Here is a 17,333-nt window from a genome sequence, read left to right on the forward strand (position 1 = left end):
CGGTTCGGACGGTCAGAAGGGCGGTCGCGCAGCGGGAGCCGTCCTGGAGCGCCGGTACAGCGGCGCGTGCCCGCGGCGCCCCACCTGCTCGGCCAGCTCGAGGTAGCGCAGGCAGAACGCGATGCGCTGCGCGAGGACCAGGGGGACGGACAGGGCGACGGCGAGCTCCGCCGTCGTGAACTCGCCGGCGGGCAGGCGAGGGCCGAGGAGGGCGAGGACGTCCTCGGGCTCGCGCAGCTCGTGCCGGTCCAGGATCCCGACGAGCCGGCGCTCGCCGGGGTCGCGGCGCCGCCGGCAGGTGCGGACCGGCGCGGGGCCGCGCACGTGCTCCTCCTCCACGAGCAGCACCTCGACGACGAGGTGCGGGTGGCCCAGGAGCGTGGGGATCGCGACGAGCGGGTGGAACAGGTCGGTGGCGGCCGCGGGTCGGGGTGAGCGGCGGCGGGAGAGGACGCGTCCGTCGGCGTCGGTCCGCACCACCCAGCGCCGAGCCGGCACGGGGTGCACGATGCGCATCCGGTGCGTGTCGAGCAGGGCGTCGAGCTTGTCGCCGAGCGGACCGAAGCCGCCGGTCTGGACCTCGACGAGCTCGCCGTCGGCGCGCACCAGGTCGATCACCCAGCGCTGCACGGGCACCTCGAACCGCGACCCCGGACCCGCGAGCTCGCGCTTGAGCGCGGCGTGCAGCGGGCTCTCGGCGAGCTCCCCGATGCCGCCCGTCAGGACACTCCGGGGCGGGGGTCGCCGCCGGTCGCGCCGGGGGCGGTGCCGGTGGCGTCGTCGTCGGGCCGGCCCGGGTGGCCGGGGTGGCCCGGGTGGTCGGCGCGGTCCGCGCGGTCCGCGCGGTCCGCCTCGCCGGGGTCCGTCGTGCCCGTCGCATCTGCCGTGCCCGTCGCGCCTGCCGTCCCGGACGCGCGCGCCGTGCCGGTGGTGCCGGACGCGTCGGTCGTGCCGGCCGTGCCCGCGTGGTCGGCCTCGCCGTCGTGCGTCGCGTCCGTCCGGGACCCGCGCTCGGCGGCAGCCTGCTCGGCGCGCGCCCGTTCGCGGCGCTGCTGGCGCAGCCGACGGTCGAGCTCGGCGAGGAACTCGGGGTCGTCGTCCGGTGCGGGGCGGCTCGGCGTGGGCTCGGCGCCGCGGGCGCGGAGCCGGAGGGAGAGCCACACCAGGCCGTAGACCACCGCCGCCGTCACAGCCAGGAACATCAGCAGGCGGATCATCTCCTCAGGGTACGTCGCCGGGCAGAGAACTACCCTGGCTCGGTGCCCCTCCTGCGCTACTCGCTGCTGCGTCTGCTCACCCTCGTCGCCAGCCTCGCGGTGCTGTACCTCGTCGGTCTGCGTGGCTGGGTGTGGCTGCTCGTGTCGGTGATTGTGGCCGCGGCGGTGTCCTACCTGCTGCTCGCGCGTCCACGCGACGCGGCGGCCCGGGCGCTCGCCGAGCGGGCGAACCGTCCCGCGAAGCCGTTGGTCGCCGGGGTGGACGAGTCGGTCGAGGACGCGGTGGTCGACTCGGCCGGCCCCGACTCGGCCGGCCCCGACTCGGCCGGCCCCGACTCGGCCGGCCCCGACTCGGTCGGCCCCGTCTCGGCCGGCCCCGACTCAGCCGACCCCGAACCCGCTGCCGAAGCCGCCGCTGCCGCCCCACCACAGCCCGAGCGCGAACGCGACGGCCACCATGAGCTCGAGCCGACCGACGTCGCGCAGCACGCCGATGAGCGCAGGACCGGCGACGCCGTGCCGGACGAGCCGGGCGAGCGCGAGCGCGACCGGTAGGGACGTCAGCACGAGCAGCGGCGCGAGCGCCATCGGCAGACCCGGCGTGCCGAGCCCGGCCAGCACCGCGACCGCGGCCGCGGGGTAGGGCAGGAGCACCATCGCGCCGAACATGCGGCGCGAGCGGTCCTCGCCGAGGCGCACCGCGAGCGTGCGCTTGCCCACGACCGCATCCTCCGCGCGGTCGCGCAGGTTGTTGGCCATGAGCAGCGCGCACGCGAGCGACCCGACCGCCACGGCCGCGCACCAGGTGCCGACCGTCACGGTGCCGGCCTGGGCGTACGTGGTGCCCGCCGTCGCGACGAGCCCGAAGAACACGAACACCATGACCTCGCCGAGGCCCAGGTAGCCGTACGGACGCCGGCCCCCGGTGTAGCCCCACGCGGCCACGAGGCACGCCGCGCCGACGGCGAGCAGCCACCACCGCCCCGTCCACGCGCACAGCGCCACCCCGAGCAGGGCCGCCACGGCGCCGGTGAGCAGCGCCGCGCGCTTGACCTGCCCGGCCGTCGCGGCGCCCGAGCCGACGAGCCGCATCGGCCCGGTGCGCACGTCGTCGGTGCCGCGCACGCCGTCGGAGTAGTCGTTGGCGAAGTTGACGGCGACCTGCAGCGCGAGCGCGAGCAGCGCGCAGAGCACCGCGGCGACGCCGTCGAACCCGCCGACGCCCGCCGCGGCCCCGGTCCCCGCGAGGACCGGGGCGATCGCCGCCGGCAGCGTCTTCGGTCGCGCGCCCTCGACCCAGTCCTTGGCCGTGGCCATCCGCGTCCCCTCTCGTCAGGCGGGGTCGGCGAGCTCGGCCGCCAGGCCCCGGCGGTCGATCTTGCCCGGTCCGCGCAGGGGGAGCGAATCGCGCACCACGACGCGGCGCGGCACCCAGCCCGGCGGCAGCGACGAGCGCACGACGGCGCGCACCGCCTCCGCGAGGTCGCTGCGGTCCCCGGGGGTCGGGGTCGTCGGGACAACCACGGCCACCACCGCCTGCCCCCACTCCGGGTCGGGCACGCCGACGACGGCGACCTCGGCCACGCCGTCCAGCCCGGCCACGACGGCCTCGACCTGGGCGGGGTCCACGTTGACGCCGCCCGAGACGAGCACGTCGTCCAGGCGGCCGAGCACGCGGAGGCGACCGTCGGTGACGAGGCCGCGGTCCGCCGTCGCGAACGTGCCGTCGAACGGCTCCAGCGCGCCGCGCGCGACGTAGCCGAGCGCGACCTGGGGTGCGTCGATGAGGACGCGCTGGTCGGCGCCGAGCCGGATGTCAACGCCGCGCAGGGGCTCGCCGTCGTACACGCACCCGCCCGCGGTCTCGGTCATGCCGTAGGTGGTGACGGCGCGGACGCCCGCCGCGTGCGCGGCGTCGAGCAGGGGCGGGGGCGTGGCCGCGCCGCCGACGAGGACGGCGTCGAACGTGGCGAGCGCCTCGGTGGCGGCCGGGTCGGCGAGCACCCGGCGCAGCTGGGTGGGCACGAGGGAGACGTAGCGGCGCCCGCCCGGAGCCACCGCCGCGAGCCGCCGGACACCCGCGACGAGACCCTCGGGGCGGAACGGGCCGTCGGCGTGCACGACCGGCGTCCCGGCCAGGTGCGCGCGCACCCGGACCATGAGGCCCGCGACGTGCGTGTCCGGCACCGTGAGCAGCCACGCCCCGGCGCCGCCGAGGCGTTCGTGCGTCGCGTTCGCGGAGGCGCGCAGGTTCGCCGTCGTGAGCGCCACGACCCGGGGAACGCCCGACGTCGAGCCCGACGTGGGCACGAGCGCGGCGGCCCCGAGGGCGCGGGCGAGGCCACGGGCACCGGTGCCGGGCGCGGCCAGCTCCGCGTCCCCGAGCACGAGCGGACGGTCCCCGTCCAGCGCGGCCGTGAGCTCGCCGTCGGACAGGCCGTCCGGCGGGTGCGCCGAACCGGGCGCGGAGAACGAAGGCACGCGGCCAGCCTAGGAGGCGCGGCGCGAGCGCCGTGGCACAGTGGGCGCCGTGCGAGTGAGACTTCCGATCAGCGCCCTCGCCGCCGTGGGCGCGCTTCTGCTGGCCGCGTGCAGCGGCCCCGCGGAACAGGTGCGGCCGACCGACCCCGCGACCACCGTGCCGCCGGTCGTCGTGGTCGACAAGGCTGCGGCGCCCGCGCCCGTGATCCCGCCCACGTGGCCGCTCACCGGTGTCGAGGGCGGCCAGGAGGTGCGGCCGGCGATCTCGGTGAAGATCGAGAACTCCCGCCAGGCGCGCCCCCAGACCGGGCTCGAGCAGGCGGACGTCGTCTGGGAGCAGATGGTCGAGGGGGGCGAGACGCGGTTCAACGCGGTGTTCCACTCCACGATCCCGACGACCGTCGGCCCGATCCGTTCCGTGCGCCCGATGGACGCGGCGATCGCCGGCCCGCTCGGCGGGATCATCGTGTTCTCCGGCGGGCAGGGCGGCTTCGTCCAGGAGATGCGCGACGCCGGGCTGCAGGTGCTGAGCAACGACGAGGGCGCGGACGGGATGTACCGCGCGAGCGACCGCCGCGCGCCGCACAACGTCTACGGCACGATGGCCGACTTCTACGCGGCCGACGACGGCCAGCGCACCGCCCCGCCGCCACAGCAGTTCGTGCTCGCGCCCACCGCGGCCGAGTCCTCCGCCGAGGTCGCCGGCGCCCCCGCCAGCCACGTGGACGCGACCTTCCCGGCCGCGAAGCCGAGCTGGGACTGGGACGCCGGAACCGGGAAGTGGGTGCGCAACGAGAGCGGCGACGCCGCGATCTCGGCCGACGGCGTCCGGCTCTCGGCGACGAACGTCGTGATCATGCGGGTCGACGTGCGCGACACCGGCACGGTCGACCCGGCCGGCGCCCCGGTGCCCGAGACGGTGCTCGAGGGGACCGGTGAGGTCTGGGTCCTCGGCGGCGGCAAGGCGGTCAAGGGCACGTGGTCCAAGGGCGGGACGAAGGACCCCGTGGTCCTCACCGCGGAGGACGGCACGCCGATCCTGCTGGCCCCGGGCAACAGCTGGGTGGAGCTCGTGCCGAACGCCGGCGGGAACGTCACGATCAGCTGAGCCCGGCGCTGCGCAGGACGGCGCGGTGGCCTGGTGGCGCCCCGGTGGGGGCTCCGCGGGCCTCAGTAGTAGTGCGGGAAGCCTGACCAGTCCGGGTCGCGCCGCTCGAGGAACGCGTCGCGGCCCTCGGCGGCCTCGTCCGTCATGTAAGCGAGCCGCGTCGCCTCGCCCGCGAAGACCTGCTGCCCGGCCAGGCCGTCGTCGGCGAGGTTGAACGCGTACTTGAGCATCCGGATCGCCTGCGGTGACTTGGTCGCGATCGTCGCGGCGTACTCCAGCGCCACGTCCTCCAACCGCGCGTGGTTCACGGCCTCGTTGATCGCGCCCCACCGCTCGGCGTCCTCGGCGCTGTAGCGCCGCGCGAGGAAGAAGATCTCCCGCGCGCGCTTCTGGCCCACCTGCCGCGCCAGGAGCGCGGAGCCGTAGCCCGCGTCGAACGACCCGACGTTCGCGTCGGTCTGCATGAACGCGGCGTGCTCGCGGCTCGCGATCGCGAGGTCCGCGACGACGAACAGCGAGTGCCCGCCGCCGGCGGCCCACCCGTTCACGACGGCGAGCACCACCTTGGGCATCGTCCGCATCAGTCGCTGCACCTCGAGGATGTGCAGGCGCCCGGCCCGGGCGGGGTCGACCGACTCCCGCGTCTCGCCCACGGGCGCTCCGCCGTCGTCCGTCACGGCGTAGCGGTAGCCGTCTCGGCCGCGCACGCGTTGGTCCCCGCCCGAGCAGAAGGCGTAGCCGCCGTCCTTCGGCGACGGGCCGTTGCCGGTGAGGATGACGGTGCCCACGTCGGAGGTCATCCGGGCGTGGTCGAGGACGCGGTACAGCTCATCGACGGTGTGCGGGCGGAACGCGTTGCGCACCTCGGGGCGGTCGAACGCGATCCGCACGACGGGCAGGTCGCGCACCGTCCCGCCCGAGCGGTCCACGCCCCGGTGGTAGGTGACGTCCGTGAGGTCGAACCCCTCGACGACGCGCCAGCGGGTCGGGTCGAAGGTGTCGGAGACGCGGGTCGGTAGCTGGTCGGTCACGCGGCCAACCTACCCAGCGCCGCACCCGGCCCGGTCGCGCTCGGGTCGGCGCGGTTGCGCAGCGTGCCGCCGATGCCGTCGAATGGAGGGATGGACAACCCCCGACATCACCCGCCCAGGTCGACGTCGGCGGCGGCCCGCTGATGGACGCCGAGACCTGGGCCAACATCGGGCTCGTCCTGATCTTCATCCTCGTCGGCGGGATCTTCGCCGGCACCGAGATCGCGCTCGTCTCGCTGCGCGAGAGCCAGATCGAGCAGCTCGCGCGGAAGGGACGCCGCGGGCAGCGCGTCGCCGCCGTCGCCGAGGACCCCAACCGGTTTCTCGCCGCGGTGCAGATCGGCGTGACCGTCGCGGGCTTCTTCTCCGCGGCGTACGGCGCCTCGACGATCGCGCCGGACCTCGCGCCGGGGCTCGAGGCGCTCGGGCTGAGCGCGGGGGCCGCGAGCACCACCGCGCTCATCCTGTGCACGCTCGTCATCGCCTACCTCTCGCTCGTGCTCGGCGAGCTCGTGCCCAAGCGCCTCGCGCTGCAGCGCTCCTCCCAGCTGGCGCTCGCCGTCGGGCCTCCGCTGGACTCGTTCGCGACCCTGATGCGGCCGGTGATCTGGCTGCTGTCGGTCTCGACGAACGCGCTCGTGAGGCTGCTCGGGGGCGACCCGAGCCGGTCGGGGGAGGAGATGAGCGAGGAGGAGCTGCGCTCGATCGTCACGGCCCACGAGGGGCTGCCCGACGTCGAGCGCGCCATCCTGCGCGACGTCTTCGAGGCGTCGGAGCGTTCGCTCACGGAGGTGATGCGCCCGCGGCACGAGGTCGTCTTCCTCGACGCCGACCTCACGATCGCGCAGGCGGTCACGGTCGTGGCGCAGGAGCCGTTCTCGCGCTACCCCGTCCGCGATGGCGGGGTCGACGACATCCTCGGCTTCGTGCACGTGCGCGACCTCTTCCTCGCGGCCGTCGACGCGGCGTCGCCCGCGCTCGAGGCGGTCCGCACGAGCGGCGACGACGACGCGGGAGCGGTCCTCGTCGCGGACGTCGCGGGCGAGCCCGCCCGCACGGTGCGCGACCTCACCCGCGAGATCGTCGTGCTGCCCGGCACGAACGCGCTCCTGCCGGCGATCTCGGTGCTGCGCCGGCGGCGCATCCACATCGCCGTCGTCATCGACGAGTACGGCGGCACCGACGGGATCGTGACGCTCGAGGACCTCGTCGAGGAGCTCGTCGGGGAGATCGACGACGAGCACGACCGCTCCCGTGTCGAGCCGGCGAACGCCGCCGGCGGCCCGGTGACGGTGCGCGGCGGGCTGACCATCGAGGACGTCGAGGACCGCACCGGCGTCGTGCTGCCGGACGGGCCGTACGAGACGGTCGGCGGCCTGGTCATGGACCGCCTCGACCGGGTGGCCGTGGTCGGGGACGTCGTGCGCGTCGCCGATCCCGACGGCGTCGAGCACGACCTCGAGGTGACCGCCGTCGACGGGCACCGGATCGAGGAGGTCCGGCTGCTTGCCGTCGAGGACGGCAGCGAGATGCCCGAGCCCGAGCCCGAGCCCGCGCCCGCGCCCGCCGCAGCGGCGTCCGCCTCCGGGGCCCGGCCCCCCGCGACCTCGACCCCCGCCTCGCCGGCGGCCGACGGCGAGGCGGCGGGCTCGCCGTCGGGCACGGCGTCCTAAGGTGGCCGGGTGCCCCGGGACGTGCTGGTCTACGCGACGGCGCTGACGTCGCGCTTCCGCGGCCTCGACGTGCGCGACGGCGTGCTGCTGCGCGGCGCGGTGGGCTGGGGGGAGTTCTCCCCGTTCTGGGACTACGACGACCGCACGAGCCGGCCCTGGCTCGCCGCGGCCCTCGAGGCCGCCGACCGCGGCTGGCCCGAGCCCGTGCGCGAGCGCGTCCCCGTGAACGTGACCGTGCCTGCGGTCGACCCGGAGCGCGCCCACGCGATCGTGCTCGCCTCGGGCGGGTGCACGACGGCGAAGGTCAAGGTCGCCGAGCGCGGCCAGACCCTGCGCGAGGAGGAGGCCCGGCTCGAGGCGGTGCGCGACGCGCTCGGCCCGCACGGCGCCATCCGGGTCGACGCGAACGCGGGCTGGGACCGCGAGGAGGCCGTGACGGCGCTCGCGCGCCTGGACCGCGCGGCTGGCGGGCTGGAGTACGCGGAGCAGCCGTGCGCCGACGTCGAGGACCTCGCCTGGGTGCGGCGGCGGCAGTCGGTGCCGGTCGCGGCCGACGAGTCGATCCGGCGCGCCGAGGACCCGATGGCGGTGCGGCGCGCGGAGGCGGCGGACGTCGTGGTGCTCAAGGTGCAGCCGCTCGGCGGCGTGCGGGCGTGCCTCGACCTCGCCGAGGCCGTGGGGCTGCCGGTGGTGGTGTCCTCGGCGCTGGAGTCCAGCGTCGGCATCGCGGCGGGGCTGGCGCTCGCGGGTGCGCTGCCCGAGCTGCCGTACGCGTGCGGGCTCGCGACCGTGCACCTGTTCGCGCGCGACGTGTCGGCGCACCCGCTGCTGCCCGTGGACGGCGCGCTGCCGGTGCCGCGACCCGGCGAGGTCGCGCCGCGCCCGGGCGCGAGCCTCGGGGCCGACGGCGAGACCCGCGCGCGCTGGGAGGCGCGCCTCGCGGCGGTGGGCGGGTGAGCCACGCCGAGGACCGCCCGGTGGCGCAGGCCCTGGCCGAGACGGTGGTCGCGGCACTCGTGGCCGGCGGCGTCCGCGACGTCGTTCTCGCGCCGGGCTCGCGCAGCGCTCCGATGGCCTACGCGCTGCTCGCGGCGGAGGAGGCCGGCGCGCTGCGGCTGCACGTCGTGGTCGACGAGCGCAGCGCCGGGTTCCAGGCGCTCGGGCTCGCGGTCGCGACGCGGCGCCCGGTCCCCGTGGTCGTGACCTCCGGCTCGGCGGTGGCCAACCTGCACCCCGCGCTCGTCGAGGCGGGCCACCAGCGTGTGCCGCTCGTCGTCGTCTCGTGCGACCGCCCGGCCGCGCTCGTCCGGCAGGCCGCGAGCCAGACCACCGAGCACGTCGGGATGTTCGGCGACGCCGGTGGTGCCGCAGGCGGCGTCTCGCGCCCCCGCGCCGTGGTCGAGGTGAGCGACCCGGGCGAGGCGGGGCTCGCCGTCGGGCGCGTGCTGGAGCGGGCCCTCGGCCCGCTGCCCGGTCCGGTGCACCTCAACGTCCCCTTCTCCGACCCCCTGGTCCCGAGGGCTTCCGTCGTCGAGACGTTCTTGGCGCATCGCGGGGACGGCACTGCGCACGAGCGCCCGACGGCGAGCGCCGCCTCGGTCTCGGCGCTCGCCCCGGTCGTCGCCGCGCCGGGCACGGTGGTGGTCGCGGGCGACGGCGCCGGTCCGCAGGCGCGCGAGCTCGCAGCCGCGCTCGGCGCGCCGCTGCTCGCCGAGCCCTCGTCCGGCGCGCGGGGGCCGCTCGGCGGTGTGCCGCGTGCCGCCGGCTGGCCGGGGGATGACGCCGCGCGCCCGCTCCCGGCGACCCCCGTCCTGCTCGACGTGCTGGGCGCCCAGGTGCGCCACGCCGTCGTGCTCGGCCGACCGACGCTGTCGCGGCAGGTGACGCGACTGCTCGCGCGCGACGACGTCGCGGTCACGATCGTCGATCCCCCCGGCCGCGCGTGGCTCGACGTGCCGGACGCCACGCACGTCACGCCCGGCGGCGAGGCGCCGCGGGCCGGCGGACGAGCTGTCCTCGGGGACGGGGACGGGGACGACTGCGCGTGGGGGGAGCGGTGGGCGGCGGCCGGGCTCGCCGTCGACGCCGCCCTCGACGCCGAGGTCGCGGCCGCGCTGGCCGGCGGACCGCTCGAGGGCTGGGTCGTGGCGCGGCTGGTGTCGGACGCGGTGCGCGCCGACGACGGCGTGCTGGTCGCCGGTGCGTCCATGGCGATCCGTGAGCTCGACCTCGCGGGCGTGGCGGGCGTCCGCGTCGTGGCGAGCCGTGGGGTGGCGGGCATCGACGGGACGGTGAGCACCGCCGTCGGGCACGCGCTCGCCGGCACGCGGCCCGAGGCGATCGGGCCGGTCCGCGTGCTGCTCGGCGACCTCACGCTGCAGCACGACCTCGGCGGCCTGGCGCGCGGGCGCCGCGAGCGGCCGATCGACCTGCAGGTCGTGGTGCTCGCCGACGACGGCGGGTCGATCTTCGCGACGCTCGAGCACGGCCGCCCGGAGCACGCCGCGGCGCACGAGCGCGTCTTCGCGACGCCGCAGGCGCTCGACGTCGGCGCGTACGCCCGCGCGGTCGGCGCCGCGTACACCGAGGTCACGACGGCGCACCAGCTCCTCACCGTGCTCGGCTCGCCCGTGCGCGGGGTCGGGATCGTCGAGGTGCGGCTCTCGCGGGTGGGGGCCGCCGCCCGGCGGGCCGGGCTGCTCGAGCGGCTGCGGTCCGCCGCGGGCACCGCCGCGGGCACCGCCGCGGGCTGACGCTCGCGGGCTGACGCCCGCCGGCCTGCGCCCCGTGCTTCGGCGCGAGGGCGCGCGAGGGAACGTCCGGCCTCCGAACCCCCTCCAGAGATCTCACAGGTTTGCTCCAGGGACGCACCAGGTCCGTTCGCTTCACTGTCTCCATCACGAACGGCGCACGGACGATACGGAGAGCCCGATGAGCGAGCAGAACACCCCGCAGCCACCCAGCTACCCGCTGGCGGCGCGCCCCGGCGAGCAGGCGCCTGGTCTGGCGGCGGGCGTGGACGAGCACACCGTTCCGGTGCGCCTATCGGCCGGTCGCACCGTGCCGGGTGTCGTGAACGTCGCCGGGTCCTACCCCGCGGCGCCCGCCGCTGAGACGCCGTCGACCCCCGCCGCTGCCGCCACTCCCCCCGCGCAGACCGCCCCCGCCGCCTCGGCGGTGCCGGCCCAGCAGGGCGCCGCGTTCTGGCAGCCGGGCGTGTCCGTGGCCGAGCCGGGGTACACCGAGTTCACGGCGTCCCCCACCGTCCCTGGCGCCGCCGGTGCGCCTGGCGCTGCCGGTGCGCCTGGCGCCGCAAGCGGCGCGCCCGCCGTCGCCACCGCCACCTCGGGAGCCGTCACGCCGAAGCCGCGTCGCTCGTGGCCGGCCGTCGCCGCGGCCGCCCTGCTCGCTGCCGTCCTCGCCTCGGGCGGGACGGCGCTGGCCACCGGAGCGTTCGACCAGAGCGCCGCGCCGAGCGCGTACTCCGATCTCGGCACCACCACCCAGGTCGCCGCGTCCACGACCACCGACGTGGACTGGCAGTCCCTCGCCTCGCAGGTGCGTGACTCCGTCGTCGCGATCACCGTCGTGATGAGCGACGGCACCGCGGCCGGCTCCGGCGTCGTGATCGACGCCGACAACGGGTACGTCGTCACCAACAACCACGTCGTCTCCGGCGCCACGTCCGGGGGAATCACCGTCACCCTCGCCGACGGCCGGATCTTCGACGCGACGATCGTGGGCACCGACCCGACCACGGACATCGCCGTCGTCCAGCTGACCGACCCGCCGAGCGACCTCCAGGCCGCTCAGTGGGGCGACTCCTCCCAGGTGCTCGTGGGCGAGGACGTCATGGCGGTCGGCAACCCCCTCGGCCTTGCCAGCACCGTGACGACCGGCATCGTCTCCGCCGTCGACCGTCCCGTCTCCACCACCGGCGAGGACAGCACTACGACGAGCACCGCCGTGGTGACCAACGCGATCCAGATCGACGCCGCGATCAACCCCGGCAACTCGGGCGGCCCGCTGTTCAACACGAACGGCGAGGTGATCGGCATCAACTCCTCGATCGCCACCACGTCGAGCGAGTCGGGCTCGATCGGCCTCGGCTTCGCGATCCCCGCCAACCAGGCCAAGGACGTCGCCGAGCAGCTCATCTCGTCCGGCACCGTGGAGCACGCCTACCTCGGCGTGACGCTCTCCGACGCGACCGCGACGGCGGACGGCACCACGCGTGCCGGCGCCAAGATCGAGTCGGTCTCCAGCGGGACGCCCGCGGCCGACGCGGGCCTCAAGGCCGGCGACGTCGTGGTCGGCATCAACTCCAAGGCCGTCAGCGGCGCGGAGTCGCTCACCGGGTTCGTCCGGCAGTTCTCCGCCGGCGACGAGGTCACCCTCACCGTGGTGCGAGGCGGCGAGGCGATCGACGTCAACGTCTCCCTCGCCGTCCGCCCCGAGACCGACACGGCGTCGGGCTCGACGGGCTCGGGCTCGACCGACCAGGGTCAGTCCGACCAGGGCCAGTCGGGTCAGATCCCCGGGCTGCCGGGCTTCGGCGGGGGAGGCAACGGCTGACACACAGCTCGCGGGGCGGCGGAGGTCAGGCCGCCCGCCCCGCGCTCCGGACGGGTGGAGGTCAGGCCCCCGTCCGGACGGATCAGCGGAGGTCAGGCCGCTGGTCCCACCGGGGGTGGTGAAGCCCCTGAGAACGAGCCCGGGTGCCGCGGCGGAATCCCTCCCCAGCCGCGCACCCGGGCTCGTCGGCGTCTCCGGTTCGCTCGGCCGCTCCCCGGGTCCTTCCGACCCTCGCCGTCTGCCTATGCCGAGAATGCGGCTGGCTGCTCGTGGGGCGCCGTCGAGCACCGGAACGCATGCTCGTGGGAGTGACTCCCGGCGAGAATGCGGCTGGGTGCTCGTGGGCCGCCGTCGAGCACCCGAGCGCATGCTCGCGGGACGAGCGGGCGGGGGCCGGCGCGGCTGGCGCGAGCCCGGCCCTCAGCCGAGCAGCGCCTGCCGCACGGGCTCGAGCTTCGCCTCGGTCTCGTCGAGCTCGGCCCCGGGGTCGGACGCGGCGACGATCCCGCAGCCCGCGAACAGTCGGATCCGGCGCTCGTCGGCGGGGTCGATCGCCCCGCACCGCAGCGCGATGCAGAACTCACCGTCGCCGTCCGCGCCGAGCCAGCCGACCGGTCCCGCGTAGCGTCCGCGGTCCATCCCCTCGACCTCGCGCACCAGGCGGACGGCGACGTCGGTGGGTGTGCCACCGACCGCCGCGGTGGGGTGCAGCGCGTCGGCGAGGACGAGCGCCGAGGGGCGCACCCCGTCGCCGTCGTGCGCGAGTGCGCCGGTCACGTCGGTCGCGAGGTGCATCACGTTGGGCAGGTGCAGCACGCTGGGGGAGTCCGGCACGTTGGCGCTCGCCACGAACGGCGTGAGCGCCTCCGCGAGGGAGGCGACGGCGAACTCGTGCTCCTCGAGGTCCTTCGAGGAGCGCGCCAGCTCGGCGGCCCGCAGGAGGTCGGAGGCGTCGTCGCCCGTGCGGCGGATCGTGCCCGCGAGCACGCGCGAGGCGACCAGGCCGCGCTCGCGTCGCACGAGCAGCTCGGGCGTCGCGCCCACCAGTCCGTCGACGGCGAACGTCCACGTGCTCGGGTACGCGGCCTGGAAGCGGTCGAGCAGGCAGCGCACGTCGAGCGGATCCGCGCTCGTCGCCCACGCGTCGCGCGCCAGCACGAGCTTGGCCACCTCGCCCGCGCGGATGCGCGCGACGGCGCCCGCCACGCGCGCCTTCCACTCCTCGGGCGACGTGGTCCCGGCCGACCAGCGCACGTCGCGCGGCGCGACCACGGGCTCGGTGGGCGCGTCCAGTGGGAGGGGTGGTGCGCCGTCGGGGTCGATCGTGGTGACCCAGGCGCGTACGCCTGTGGGCGTGGTGCGGCGACCGACCACCACGCGGGGCACCACGAGCGCCCCGCCGGCCGGGTCGTCGTCGTCGAACGCGAAGGACCCGGCGGCGAGCAGCCCGCTCCCGGGCAGGCGCACCGCGTCGTGCACGACGGCGGTGCGCGCCAACGCGTGCAGCCACACGTCCGCACCGCGCATCCGGGCGGGCCCGCGCGCGTCGTACCGCGCCGCCTCGCCCCACGCGACGAACCCCTCGCCGCGTCGCAGCCACGTGGCGACGCCGTGCCTCGTGGGCAGGAGGGCGAGGAGGTCGACCGGGTCGGTGATCGCCGTCGTCGTCACCGTGAGCGCCGGCATGGTGCGGGGCTGGGTGTCGGTGAGCGCGGCGTGGGACATCGCCCGTCAGCCTAACCCCGCACGTCTGGGAGGATCGGGGGATGGCCCGCGCGCAGCTGGACAAGAAGCCCGAGGACGTCGCGGGGATGTTCGACGACGTCGCACGCCGCTACGACGTGACCAACGACGTCCTCTCCCTGGGCATGGACCGGTTCTGGCGGCGGGCCACGGTCCGCGCGATCGACGCCGCACCCGGCGAGCGGGTGCTCGACCTGGCGGCGGGCACCGGGACCTCGAGCGCGGCGCTGGCCGACGGCGGCGTCTCGACCGTCGCGTGCGACTTCTCCCAGGGCATGGTGTTCGAGGGCAAGCGGCGTCGACCCGATCTCGCGTTCGTGGCGGGCGACGCCACCCGGCTGCCCTTCGCGGACGACACCTTCGACGCCGTGACGATCTCCTTCGGCCTGCGCAACGTGAACCCCGCCGCCGAGGGCCTCGCCGAGATGCGGCGCGTCACCCGGCCCGGCGGGCGCCTCGTGGTGTGCGAGTTCTCCACCCCGCCGCTCGCGGCGTTCGGTGCGCTCTACCGGTTCTACCTGCGCCGCGTGCTCACCCCGATCTCGCGGGCCGTGAGCTCCAACCCCGAGGCCTACGACTACCTCGAGGAGTCGATCCTCGACTGGCCCGACCAGCACGGGGTTGCCGACCTGCTGCACGACGCGGGCTGGCGCTCGGTGTCCTACCGCAACCTCACGGGCGGGATCGTCGCGCTGCACCGCGCCGTCAAGTCCTGAGCGCGGGCGTCTGCCCGGCGGGAACTGGCGCAGATTCGCTGGCTCCACGCCCACGCTGACAACCACCCGGAAGGGTCCGTGACGCGCGGCGCGCGGGGTGCAACGATCGACCCATGACGAGCGACCCCGCGGACCAGCCCGTCCCCCCAGCCGCGACGCCGGCCACGACGCCGCCGACGCAGCCCCCCGGCGCCCAGCCCCGCTGGCAGGACCGCACCGCCTCCTGGTTCGTCCGCGCCGGCAAGACCACGGCCGTCGCGCTCGTGATCGTGGCCGTGGTCGCCGTGCTCTACCTCATCGGCGCCGCGTTCCTGCCGCGGTGGTGGGCGCAGGTCGTGGGCCGCCAGGTCGACGGCTCGATGAGCAGCGGCGCCGCCTGGGGCGTCTTCTACGGGTTCCTCTTCACGTTCCTGCCCGTCCTCGTGATCGCGCAGGCGCGCCGCCCCGTGTTCAAGGGCTGGAAGACGAAGCTCGTCGTCGTGGCCGTCGGCCTCCTGCTGGCGCTGCCCAACTGGCTCACGCTCTGGATCGTCGTCGGGACCACGGACGCCGCGCACGCAGGCGAGCGCATCCTCGACGTCGACGCGCCGGGCTTCCGCGCCGGCACCGCCGTCGGTGCGGCCGCGGGCGTGGTCATCTCGCTGTTCCTTGTGTTCACGGGCACGTACCTGCGCCGGCGCCGAGCGACCCTCAGGGCGCGCGAGGCGGACCTCGCGGCGCGCGAGGCACGGCTGGCGAACCCCGGGCCCGTCAGCTCCACGGCGGGCACGACGGCGCGCACCGCCCCGGGTGCGACGCCCACCTCGGGCGCGGCCTCGGGCGCCACCTGGGGCTCGCCGTCGGGCACCTCGTCGGCCACCAGCCAGGGCTCGCCGTCGGGCCCGATCGACCCGCCGCGCAGCAGCCTCGACCTCCCCGACGACGGGCGCTGAGCACGGTGCCCGCGCCCGCGCCCGGGACTTTGGTCGCGGCCGTCGCGGAGGAGTTAGGTGAGCCTTGGGAGACACCCCGCGAAGGGCGTTCGTATAGTCAGGAACGGGCACGCGCGGAAGCGTCCGTAACCGGGCGCGCCCGGCCTCACGGGCCGGCGGCGTGGGTGACGACGGCGATCACGGCGGCGAGGTGAGGGCGATGACCACGGAGGCCACGGCTGACGTCGTCGTCGTCGGCGCGGGCCCCGGCGGCGCCGCGACCGCCCACTACCTCGCCCAGCGGGGACTGGAGGTCGTGCTCCTGGAGAAGGCCACGTTCCCGCGCGACAAGGTCTGCGGCGACGGCCTGACCCCGCGTGCGGTGGCCGAGCTGATCTCGATGGGCGTGCCGACGCGCGAGTCCGACGGCTGGATCCGCAACCGCGGGCTGCGCGTGATCGGCGGCGGCCACACGATCGAGCTGCCCTGGCCGGACCTGGAGACGGTGCCCGGCTACGGCCTCGTCCGCGCCCGCGCCGACCTCGACGAGACGCTCGCCCGGCACGCCGCAGCGAGCGGGGCGAAGTTGCTCGAGGGCCACGCGGTGACCGGTGCGGTGCGCAGCGACGACGGCCGCGTCGTCGGTGTCACCGCGAAGCGCGTCGACGGCAACGGCCGCGCCACCGGTGAGGCGCCGGTGACGTTCCGGGCCCCCTACGTCGTCGACGCCGGTGGCGTGTCGGCCCGCCTGGCGACCTCCGTGGGACGCGAGAAGCGCAACGACCGGCCGCTCGGCGTCGCCGTGCGGACGTACTTCCGCACCCCGCGGCACGACGACGACATGATGGAGTCCCACCTCGAGCTGTGGGACGGCAAGCGAGGCGAGAGCGCGCTGCTGCCCGGCTACGGCTGGATCTTCGCGCTCGGCAACGGCCTGGCCAACGTGGGCCTCGGCAGCGTGAGCTCCAACGCGAAGGCCACCACGATCAGCTACAAGGACATCTTCGCCCGGTGGATGGCGAACGTGCCGGAGGAGTGGGGCTTCACGCCCGAGAATCAGGTCGGCCCGATCCGCAGCGCGGCGCTCCCGATGGCGTTCAACCGCCAGCCGCTGTACGCCGACGGCCTGCTCCTCGTGGGCGACTCCGGCGGCATGGTGAGCCCGTTCAACGGTGAGGGGATCGCCTACGCGATGCAGGCCGGCCGGTACGCGGCCGACGTCCTCGCACAGGCCCTCGCGCGGCCCGACGCCGCGAGCCGGGAGCGCGCCATGCTCGCCTACCCGCGCCTCATGAAGGCCGAGCTCGGCGGGTACTACGCGCTGGGCAAGCAGTTCGTCCGGATCATCGAGCACCCGAAGGTGATGCGGGTCTGCACGAAGTACGGCCTGCCCCGACCGCTGCTCATGAAGTTCGTCCACAAGCTGCTCTCGGACTCCTACGACCGGACCGGCGGCGACGCCATGGACCGGATCATCACGGCTCTGACGAAGGTGGTGCCCTCGGCATGACCAATCCCTACGTCCCGATACTCGTCCTCATGGGCGTGGCCGCGCTGCTCGCCCTCGGCGGCATCGGCGCGAGCGCTGTCATCGGACCGAAGGTCTACAGCCGCGCCAAGCTCGAGGCGTACGAGTGCGGCATCCAGCCGACCCCGCACGCCATCGGGCACGGCCGGTTCAACATCAAGTACTACCTCGTCGCGATGACGTTCATCGTCTTCGACATCGAGGTGGTCTTCCTCTACCCGTGGGCCGTCGCGTTCAGCGACCTGGCCGTCTTCGGAGTCGTGGCGATGCTCGGGTTCCTCGCGCTCATCACGGTCCCGTACCTCTACGAGTGGCGCCGCGGCGCGCTGAACTGGGACTAGGAGGCTCTC

The 17,333-nt window shown here is 75.7% G+C and carries 15 protein-coding genes and 1 pseudogene; 10 read left to right on the top strand and 6 right to left on the bottom strand.

From position 1 onward, the window contains the following. Nucleotides 1–12: 12 nt before the first annotated feature. Together AC3AQ1_RS11765 and AC3AQ1_RS11770 are read right to left on the bottom strand one after the other, a co-directional pair. On the bottom strand, nucleotides 13–630 hold the full coding sequence (locus tag AC3AQ1_RS11765) for a DUF8091 domain-containing protein (protein ID WP_108719122.1): 618 nt from the start codon (nucleotides 628–630) through the stop codon (nucleotides 13–15). A gap of 89 nt (nucleotides 631–719) precedes the next feature. Continuing rightward, nucleotides 720–1,217: a hypothetical protein gene (locus AC3AQ1_RS11770; RefSeq protein WP_108719123.1), complete on the bottom strand. Its 498-nt coding sequence runs from the start codon at nucleotides 1,215–1,217 to the stop codon at nucleotides 720–722. 99 nt (nucleotides 1,218–1,316) lie between these two features. Between AC3AQ1_RS11770 and AC3AQ1_RS11775 the strand changes: the two are divergent. Continuing rightward, nucleotides 1,317–1,391: pseudogene (locus AC3AQ1_RS11775) on the top strand (DUF4229 domain-containing protein); the annotation flags it as partial. Between the two features lie 207 nt (nucleotides 1,392–1,598). Here the strand turns inward: AC3AQ1_RS11775 and AC3AQ1_RS11780 are convergent. Together AC3AQ1_RS11780 and AC3AQ1_RS11785 are read right to left on the bottom strand one after the other, a co-directional pair. Beyond that, nucleotides 1,599–2,534 carry a 1,4-dihydroxy-2-naphthoate polyprenyltransferase gene (locus AC3AQ1_RS11780; RefSeq protein ID WP_108719124.1) on the bottom strand — a complete coding sequence of 312 codons (936 nt, stop codon included), beginning with the start codon at nucleotides 2,532–2,534 and terminating at the stop codon, nucleotides 1,599–1,601. Nucleotides 2,535–2,549: 15 nt separating this feature from the next. Then, on the bottom strand, nucleotides 2,550–3,698 hold the full coding sequence (locus AC3AQ1_RS11785) for an AMP-binding enzyme (protein ID WP_108719125.1): 1,149 nt from the start codon (nucleotides 3,696–3,698) through the stop codon (nucleotides 2,550–2,552). 55 nt (nucleotides 3,699–3,753) lie between these two features. Between AC3AQ1_RS11785 and AC3AQ1_RS11790 the strand changes: the two genes are divergently transcribed. After that, the gene (locus tag AC3AQ1_RS11790) at nucleotides 3,754–4,806 is read left to right on the top strand and encodes a DUF3048 domain-containing protein (RefSeq protein ID WP_234417493.1); all 1,053 of its coding nucleotides are present in this window, start codon (nucleotides 3,754–3,756) and stop codon (nucleotides 4,804–4,806) included. 62 nt (nucleotides 4,807–4,868) lie between these two features. Here the strand turns inward: AC3AQ1_RS11790 and AC3AQ1_RS11795 are convergent, their stop codons facing one another. Then, nucleotides 4,869–5,837, bottom strand: a complete 969-nt coding sequence (locus AC3AQ1_RS11795) for a 1,4-dihydroxy-2-naphthoyl-CoA synthase (protein ID WP_108719126.1) — start codon at nucleotides 5,835–5,837, stop codon at nucleotides 4,869–4,871. A 143-nt stretch (nucleotides 5,838–5,980) separates the two neighbouring features. Between AC3AQ1_RS11795 and AC3AQ1_RS11800 the strand changes: the two genes are divergently transcribed. The 4 genes from AC3AQ1_RS11800 to AC3AQ1_RS11815 all read left to right on the top strand — a co-directional run bounded on the left by AC3AQ1_RS11800 (nucleotide 5,981) and on the right by AC3AQ1_RS11815 (nucleotide 12,085). Then, complete coding sequence (locus tag AC3AQ1_RS11800; protein WP_108719127.1) at nucleotides 5,981–7,510, top strand: hemolysin family protein; 1,530 nt, start codon at nucleotides 5,981–5,983, stop codon at nucleotides 7,508–7,510. A gap of 9 nt (nucleotides 7,511–7,519) precedes the next feature. Beyond that, a complete protein-coding gene (locus AC3AQ1_RS11805; protein ID WP_108719128.1) occupies nucleotides 7,520–8,467 on the top strand; it encodes an o-succinylbenzoate synthase in 948 nt (315 codons plus the stop codon). Between the two features lie 20 nt (nucleotides 8,468–8,487). Then, complete coding sequence (gene menD, locus AC3AQ1_RS11810; RefSeq protein WP_199916475.1) at nucleotides 8,488–10,263, top strand: 2-succinyl-5-enolpyruvyl-6-hydroxy-3-cyclohexene-1-carboxylic-acid synthase; 1,776 nt, start codon at nucleotides 8,488–8,490, stop codon at nucleotides 10,261–10,263. 178 nt (nucleotides 10,264–10,441) lie between these two features. After that, nucleotides 10,442–12,085 (top strand): S1C family serine protease, encoded by a 1,644-nt coding sequence (locus tag AC3AQ1_RS11815; RefSeq protein ID WP_108719129.1) that lies wholly within the window; start codon nucleotides 10,442–10,444, stop codon nucleotides 12,083–12,085. A 420-nt stretch (nucleotides 12,086–12,505) separates the two neighbouring features. Here AC3AQ1_RS11815 and AC3AQ1_RS11820 read toward each other — a convergent pair whose 3' ends face one another. After that, nucleotides 12,506–13,810 carry an isochorismate synthase gene (locus AC3AQ1_RS11820; protein WP_108719130.1) on the bottom strand — a complete coding sequence of 435 codons (1,305 nt, stop codon included), beginning with the start codon at nucleotides 13,808–13,810 and terminating at the stop codon, nucleotides 12,506–12,508. Nucleotides 13,811–13,851: 41 nt separating this feature from the next. On the opposite strand from AC3AQ1_RS11820, the gene AC3AQ1_RS11825 reads away from it, so the two are divergent. From AC3AQ1_RS11825 to AC3AQ1_RS11840, 4 genes are all read left to right on the top strand, one after another. After that, entirely contained in the window at nucleotides 13,852–14,544 is a 693-nt protein-coding gene (locus tag AC3AQ1_RS11825) for a demethylmenaquinone methyltransferase (protein WP_108719131.1), read from the top strand. A 113-nt stretch (nucleotides 14,545–14,657) separates the two neighbouring features. Next, nucleotides 14,658–15,476, top strand: a complete 819-nt coding sequence (locus AC3AQ1_RS11830) for a hypothetical protein (protein ID WP_108719132.1) — start codon at nucleotides 14,658–14,660, stop codon at nucleotides 15,474–15,476. A gap of 199 nt (nucleotides 15,477–15,675) precedes the next feature. After that, a complete protein-coding gene (locus AC3AQ1_RS11835; protein ID WP_108719133.1) occupies nucleotides 15,676–16,965 on the top strand; it encodes a geranylgeranyl reductase family protein in 1,290 nt (429 codons plus the stop codon). Further along, nucleotides 16,962–17,324 (top strand): NADH-quinone oxidoreductase subunit A, encoded by a 363-nt coding sequence (locus tag AC3AQ1_RS11840; RefSeq protein WP_108719134.1) that lies wholly within the window; start codon nucleotides 16,962–16,964, stop codon nucleotides 17,322–17,324. Before AC3AQ1_RS11835 ends, AC3AQ1_RS11840 begins: the two co-directional genes overlap by 4 nt. Nucleotides 17,325–17,333 lie beyond the last annotated feature (9 nt).

Source organism: Miniimonas sp. S16 (assembly GCF_057748195.1).